This is a genomic window from Cellulosimicrobium cellulans (assembly GCF_042723955.1).
Taxonomy (GTDB): Bacteria; Actinomycetota; Actinomycetes; order Actinomycetales; family Cellulomonadaceae; genus Cellulosimicrobium; species Cellulosimicrobium cellulans_H.
Map to the genome: position 1 here is coordinate 38,441 of NZ_JBHXIC010000003.1, position 6,068 is coordinate 44,508.

The window sequence follows — 6,068 nt, forward strand, 5'->3', positions numbered from 1 at the left end:
CCGACGACGTCGTGCGGGTCCGCCTCGACCTCGCCTACCAGGGGACGGACTTCGCCGGCTGGGCCCGCCAGCCCGCGCTGCGGACCGTCCAGGGCGCGATCGAGGACGGTCTGGCGACGCTGCTGCGCGGCCCTGCGCCCCGCCTGACCGTCGCGGGTCGCACCGACGCGGGGGTGCACGCGCGCGGCCAGGTCGCGCACGTCGACCTCACGCGGGACCAGTGGGAGGCCCTGCCCGGGCGCTCGGACCGCACGCCGGGCGACGCGCTCGTCGCCCGGCTCGGCGGGGTGCTCCCGGGGGACGTCGTCGTGCACCGCGCGGCGCCGGCACCCGTCGGGTTCGACGCGCGCTTCTCGGCCCTCCACCGCGCGTACACGTACCGGGTCGCGGACGACCCGGTGCAGCGCGACCCGCTACGGCGGGCGTGGGTCCTGTGGAACCGGCGCCCGCTCGACGTCGCCGCGATGGATGCCGCGGTCCGGCCGCTGCTCGGGGTGCGCGACTTCGCCGCGTTCTGCAAGCCCCGGCCCGGGGCCACGACGATCCGGGAGCTCCAGCACCTGTCGTGGTCGCGTCCCGCGGACGGGCCCGACGCGGGCCTCGTGGTCGCGCACGTCCGCGCGGACGCGTTCTGCCACAACATGGTGCGCGCGCTCGTCGGCGCGTCGCTCGCCGTCGGGGAGGGGCGGCGCACGACCGAGTGGCCGGCGCAGCTCCTCGCGAGCCGGCGCCGGGACGCGGGGGCGGGCGTCGTCCCCGCGCACGGGCTCGTGCTCGAGGAGGTCACCTACCCGCCCGACGCCGAGCTCGCGGCCCGCGCGGACCGCATCCGTGCCGTGCGCAACGAGGAGGACGTCTGGGAGGACGGGCCGCCCCGCGGACCGGCCTGAGCCGGCCGCGGGCGGGCGCTCGTCCTCAGGGCTCCTCGACGACGTGCACGGCGGCCTCCTCGGCGCCCGCGGCGCCCCCGGAGATGCCCTCGTCCTCGGCGTAGGTGTCGTTCTGGCGCCCGTCGAGGGCGTCGGGGTCCGCGACGAGGCGGCCCGAGCGGGTGTCGTCGGGTCGCTCGAGCGGGTCTCGGTCCCACTCCTCGGGCTCCTCCTCGGAGAGGCGCTGGTCGAGCGTCTCGCCGTGCACCTCCTCCCACGGCGTCTCGCCGAAGTGGTTCTTCCGCGGGCGGTCGGGCGGGGAGTAGCCCTCGTCGAGGACGTCGTCGACGCCGCGGTCGAGCAGCGTGTCCTCGGCCTGGAGCTGGTCGTTGTCGCCCTCGGCGCCGGTCTCCGGGTCCGGGCTGGTGCCGGTGGTGTCTTCGCTCATGCGTCCACAGTGGCACCTCGTGCGGTCGGACGCAGCATCTGCGCCCCGACCTGCACCGACGTGTCGCCGGCGATACCGTGGGACGGGTCGCGGCCGCCGTGGCCCGGTGGCCGAGGCCGTCCTCGCGGCGGCTGCTCCGAGGCCGCCTCAGCGCGAGAACGACCCCGAGAACCGAGGACCACCATGGCCGGCATCGACGACATCCTGTCCACCATCCCGCTCGACCAGCTCGCCGGTCGGCTCGGCGTCGACGAGGCGACGGCGCAGCAGGCCGTGGGCGCGGCGCTCCCCGCCCTGCTGGGCGGGCTCCAGGCGAACGCGCAGGACCCTGCGGGCGCGGCGTCGCTCGGCGAGGCCCTCACGCAGCACGACCCGTCGCTCGTCGAGGGCGGGGTCGACCTCGACGACGTGGACACCGCCGACGGCGAGAAGATCGTCCGCCACGTGTTCGGGTCGAACGAGGAGGCCGTCGTCGCGCAGCTCGCGGACTCGACGGGCACGCAGCAGGGGCTGCTGTCGAAGGTGCTGCCCGCGCTCGCCCCGATCGCGCTGGCGTTCCTCGCGAAGCAGCTCGGGGGCAAGGACGCCGGCGCGGGGTCCTCCCCGACGGCGCAGGAGAGCGCGGGCGGCGGCGGCCTGGGCGACCTGCTCGGCGGTCTTCTGGGCGGCGGCTCGGGTGGCTCCGGCGGTGGCCTCGGGGACCTCCTGGGCGGCCTGGGCGGCCTCCTCGGCGGCGGCCGGCGCTGAGCCCGGGGCCGGCGAGGGGCGTCCCGCTCGGGGCAGGTCCACGCCGCAGCGGTCGGGGGCGCGCGGAATCCGCGTGACCCGGCGGGTAGCGCCGGGGGACGATGGCCTCGTGGGACACCTCGACCTCAGCGACGTCACGTATCACCTGCCCGACGGGCGCACGCTCCTCGACGGCGTGAGCCTGCGTGTCGCGGACGGCGCGCGCGTCGCGCTCGTCGGGCCGAACGGCGTCGGCAAGTCGACGCTGCTGCGCATCGTCACGGGCGACGTCGCGCCGCACGGCGGGGCGGTCGTGCGCAGCGGCGGCCTCGGCGTCATGCGGCAGGACGTGGGGCGCATCGACGACGACCGCACGGTGCGCGACCTGCTCGTCGAGCTCGCGCCGGCCACGGTCAAGGAGGCGGCGCTCGAGCTCGCCGCGGCCGAGCACGACATCATGACGGTCGACGACGAGCCCGCCCAGCTCCGGTACGCCCAGGCGCTCGTGGACTGGGCCGACGTCGGGGGCTACGACGCCGAGGCGGCGTGGGACGAGGTGACCGACGAGGTGCTCTCCGTCCCGTTCGAGAAGGCGCAGTGGCGCGACGTGCGCACGCTGTCCGGGGGCGAGCAGAAGCGCCTGGCGCTCACGGCGCTGCTCCGCGGGCCCGAGGAGGTCCTGCTGCTCGACGAGCCGGACAACCATCTCGACGTGCCGACCAAGCGCTGGCTCGAGGAGCGGCTGGTCGCGTCGCCCAAGACGGTCCTCTACGTCTCGCACGACCGCGAGCTGCTGTCCCGAACGGCGACGCAGGTCGCGACGCTCGAGCCGACGCCCGGCGGCGGGACGGTCTGGGTGCACGGCGGCGGGTTCGCGACCTACGCGCAGGCGCGCGCGGACCGGCGCGAGCGCCTGGCGGAGCTCGCGCGGCGCTGGGACGAGGAGCACGCCAAGCTGCGCGAGCTCGTGCAGACGCTCAAGACCAAGGCCGCCTACAACGACGGGCTCGCGAGCCGGTACCAGGCGGCGAAGACGCGCCTGCGCAAGTTCGAGGAGGCGGGCCCCCCGGAGGTGCTCGCGCGCGAGCAGCGCGTCACCGTGCGTCTCGCGGGCGGGCGCACGGCGAAGCGTGCCGTGACGTGCCGGTCGCTCGAGCTCACGGGGCTCATGAAGCCGTTCGACCTCGAGGTGTTCTTCGGCGAGCGCGTCGCGGTGCTGGGCTCCAACGGGTCGGGCAAGTCGCACTTCCTGCGGCTCCTCGCCGCGGGCGGGAGCGACCCCGAGCCCGGGGTGGTGCCCGACCCCGCGACGTCCGACGGCGTCCGGCCCGAGCCCGTGGCGCACACGGGTCGCGCGGTGCTCGGCTCGCGCGTGCGGCCGGGCTGGTTCGCCCAGAACCACGACCACCCGGAGCTGCGCGGGAGGACGCTCCTGGAGATCCTCCACCGCGGCGACGGGCACCGGGCGGGCATGGGCCGCGAGGGCGCGAGCCGCGCGCTCGACCGCTACGAGCTCGTCGGCCAGGCGGAGCAGCGCTTCGAGACCCTCTCGGGCGGGCAGCAGGCGCGGTTCCAGATCCTCCTGCTCGAGCTCGACGGCGCGACCCTCCTGCTGCTCGACGAGCCGACGGACAACCTCGACCTGCACTCGGCCGAGGCCCTCGAGGCCGGCCTCGCGTCGTTCCAGGGCACGGTGCTCGCCGTGACGCACGACCGGTGGTTCGCGCGGGGGTTCGACCGCTACCTGGTGTTCCGCGGCGACGGCGAGGTCGTCGAGGCGTCGGAGCCGGTCTGGGACGTCGAGCGCGTGCAGCGGGCCCGCTAGCCGCCGCGTGGCCGGGCGGTCACCGCCGTCCCTATCCTGGTGGGCATGGCCGTCCACAAGATCGTGCTCTTCTACGCCTTCACGCCGCTGCCCGACCCGCGCGCGGTGCAGCTCTGGCAGCGGGCGCTGGGGGAGCGGTGGAACCTCACGGGGCGCGTGATCGTCGCGGAGCACGGGATCAACGCGACGCTGGGCGGGACGGTCGAGGACCTCAAGCAGTACGTGAAGACGACCCGGCAGTACCCCGGCTTCGAGGGCATCGACGTCAAGTGGTCCGACGGCACGGGTCGAGACTTCCCGCGCCTGTCCGTGAAGGTGCGTCCCGAGCTCGTGGCGTTCGGCGTCCCCGACGAGGTCGTGGTCGACGAGAGCGGCGTCGTGGGAGGCGGCACGCGGCTGAGCCCGCAGGCCCTGCACGACCTCGTGGCCGAGCGGGGCGACGACGTCGTGATGTTCGACGGCCGGAACGCGTTCGAGGCGGAGATCGGGCGGTTCCGTGGGGCGGTCGTGCCGGACGTCGCCACGACGCGCGACTTCGTCGCCGAGATCGACTCGGGCCGCTACGACGACCTCAAGCAGCGGCCGGTCGTCACGTACTGCACCGGCGGCGTGCGGTGCGAGGTGCTGTCCGCGCTCCTGACCGCCCGCGGCTTCGAGGAGGTGTACCAGCTCGACGGCGGTGTCGTGCGGTACGGCGAGGCGTTCGGGTCGCAGGGGCTGTGGGAGGGCTCGCTCTACGTGTTCGACGAGCGCATGCACGTCGACCTCGGCCCGGGGTCGACGCCGCTCGGCGCGTGCACGGGGTGCGGGGCGGCCACGGCGAAGTACGAGAACTGCGCCGACCCGAGCTGTCGGACGCTGCGCCTGTACTGCCCGGGCTGCGTGCACGTCGCACGGTCGACGCGGTGCGCGACGTGCGTGGGCGAGCGCCCGGCCACCGGCCTGCCCGCCGGCCTGCCCACCAGCCCTGCCGCTTTGACCGGTGCCGTGCCTCGCGGGTAGTCTGGTGAGTCGTTGTGCTCATCTCACGACGCCCGTGTCGCTAGCGCGCCCACTCGCTGCCGGCCAAGGAGCGGGTGTCGAACGAGCCCGCCGCGCAACGACCTGCCCTCTCGGCCGCACGCTTCAGCGGCCGAAGAAGACATTCTGAGACAGAAACGAAGGCTACGACCGTGCGTACGTACACCCCGAAGCCCGGCGACGTCCAGCGCGACTGGTACGTCATCGACGCGACCGACGTCGTCCTGGGCCGCCTGGCCACCCACGTGGCCACCCTGCTGCGCGGCAAGCACAAGCCGACCTTCGCTCCGCACGTCGACGGCGGTGACTTCGTCATCGTCATCAACGCCGGCAAGGTCGCCCTGAGCGGCAACAAGCGCGAGCAGAAGATGGCCTACAACCACTCCGGGTACCCGGGTGGTCTGCGTGCCGTCGCCTATGGCGACCTGCTCGACAAGCACCCCGAGCGTGCTGTGGAGCGGGCCGTGCGCGGCATGCTCCCCAAGACCACCCTCGGTCGCGCCCAGTTCGGCAAGCTCAAGGTCTACGCGGGTGCCGAGCACCCGCACGCCGCGCAGCAGCCGAAGCCGTTCGAGATCACCCAGGTCGCGCAGTAATCGCCCCCCAGGCGTAGCGCACAGAGAGACGCGAGGACACCACCCGTGGCCGAGACCACCGTCGAGACCGACACCCTGGGCGACGAGACGCCCAGCACCTACACCTCTGAGTCCGCCGCCCCCACGGGCCGCGGCCAGAGCATCACCGCCCCCGGCCAGGCCCTGGGCCGCCGCAAGGAGGCCGTGGCGCGCGTGCGCCTCGTCCCCGGGACCGGGCAGTGGAAGATCAACGGGCGCTCGCTCGAGGACTACTTCCCGAACAAGGTTCACCAGCAGCTCGTGAACTCCCCGCTGAAGCTGGTCGACGTCGAGGGCCGCTTCGACGTCGTCGCCCGCATCAGCGGCGGCGGCACCTCCGGCCAGGCCGGTGCGCTGCGCCTCGGCATCGCGCGTGCGCTCAACGCGATCGACGCCGAGCACAACCGCCCCGCGCTGAAGAAGGCCGGCTTCCTCACTCGCGACGCCCGCGTCGTCGAGCGCAAGAAGGCCGGTCTCAAGAAGGCTCGTAAGGCACCGCAGTACTCCAAGCGCTGATCCGCGCTGTGCGCTCGTGGGGGCGGGGGGGGGGGGCGGCGACCGCGGCG

The 6,068-nt window shown here is 74.5% G+C and carries 7 protein-coding genes; 6 read left to right on the forward strand and 1 reads right to left on the reverse strand.

Annotated elements, in window-relative coordinates:
- Window positions 1–11: 11 nt before the first annotated feature.
- Window positions 12–890, forward strand: a complete 879-nt coding sequence (gene truA, locus ACFWH7_RS01610; protein WP_378214754.1) for a tRNA pseudouridine(38-40) synthase TruA — start codon at window positions 12–14, stop codon at window positions 888–890.
- A 25-nt stretch (window positions 891–915) separates the two neighbouring features.
- On the opposite strand, the gene ACFWH7_RS01615 is transcribed toward truA, so the two are convergent.
- Window positions 916–1,317: a DUF5709 domain-containing protein gene (locus tag ACFWH7_RS01615; protein ID WP_378214693.1), complete on the reverse strand. Its 402-nt coding sequence runs from the start codon at window positions 1,315–1,317 to the stop codon at window positions 916–918.
- A gap of 183 nt (window positions 1,318–1,500) precedes the next feature.
- On the opposite strand from ACFWH7_RS01615, the gene ACFWH7_RS01620 reads away from it, so the two are divergent.
- From ACFWH7_RS01620 to rpsI, 5 genes are all read left to right on the forward strand, one after another.
- Window positions 1,501–2,064, forward strand: a complete 564-nt coding sequence (locus tag ACFWH7_RS01620; protein WP_378214694.1) for a DUF937 domain-containing protein — start codon at window positions 1,501–1,503, stop codon at window positions 2,062–2,064.
- Window positions 2,065–2,173: 109 nt separating this feature from the next.
- Complete coding sequence (locus ACFWH7_RS01625; RefSeq protein ID WP_378214695.1) at window positions 2,174–3,868, forward strand: ABC-F family ATP-binding cassette domain-containing protein; 1,695 nt, start codon at window positions 2,174–2,176, stop codon at window positions 3,866–3,868.
- Window positions 3,869–3,913: 45 nt separating this feature from the next.
- Window positions 3,914–4,870 (forward strand): oxygen-dependent tRNA uridine(34) hydroxylase TrhO, encoded by a 957-nt coding sequence (gene trhO, locus ACFWH7_RS01630; RefSeq protein ID WP_378214696.1) that lies wholly within the window; start codon window positions 3,914–3,916, stop codon window positions 4,868–4,870.
- 170 nt (window positions 4,871–5,040) lie between these two features.
- Entirely contained in the window at window positions 5,041–5,484 is a 444-nt protein-coding gene (gene rplM / locus ACFWH7_RS01635) for a 50S ribosomal protein L13 (protein WP_047234564.1), read from the forward strand.
- A gap of 45 nt (window positions 5,485–5,529) precedes the next feature.
- Window positions 5,530–6,018: a 30S ribosomal protein S9 gene (gene rpsI, locus ACFWH7_RS01640; RefSeq protein ID WP_378214697.1), complete on the forward strand. Its 489-nt coding sequence runs from the start codon at window positions 5,530–5,532 to the stop codon at window positions 6,016–6,018.
- Window positions 6,019–6,068 lie beyond the last annotated feature (50 nt).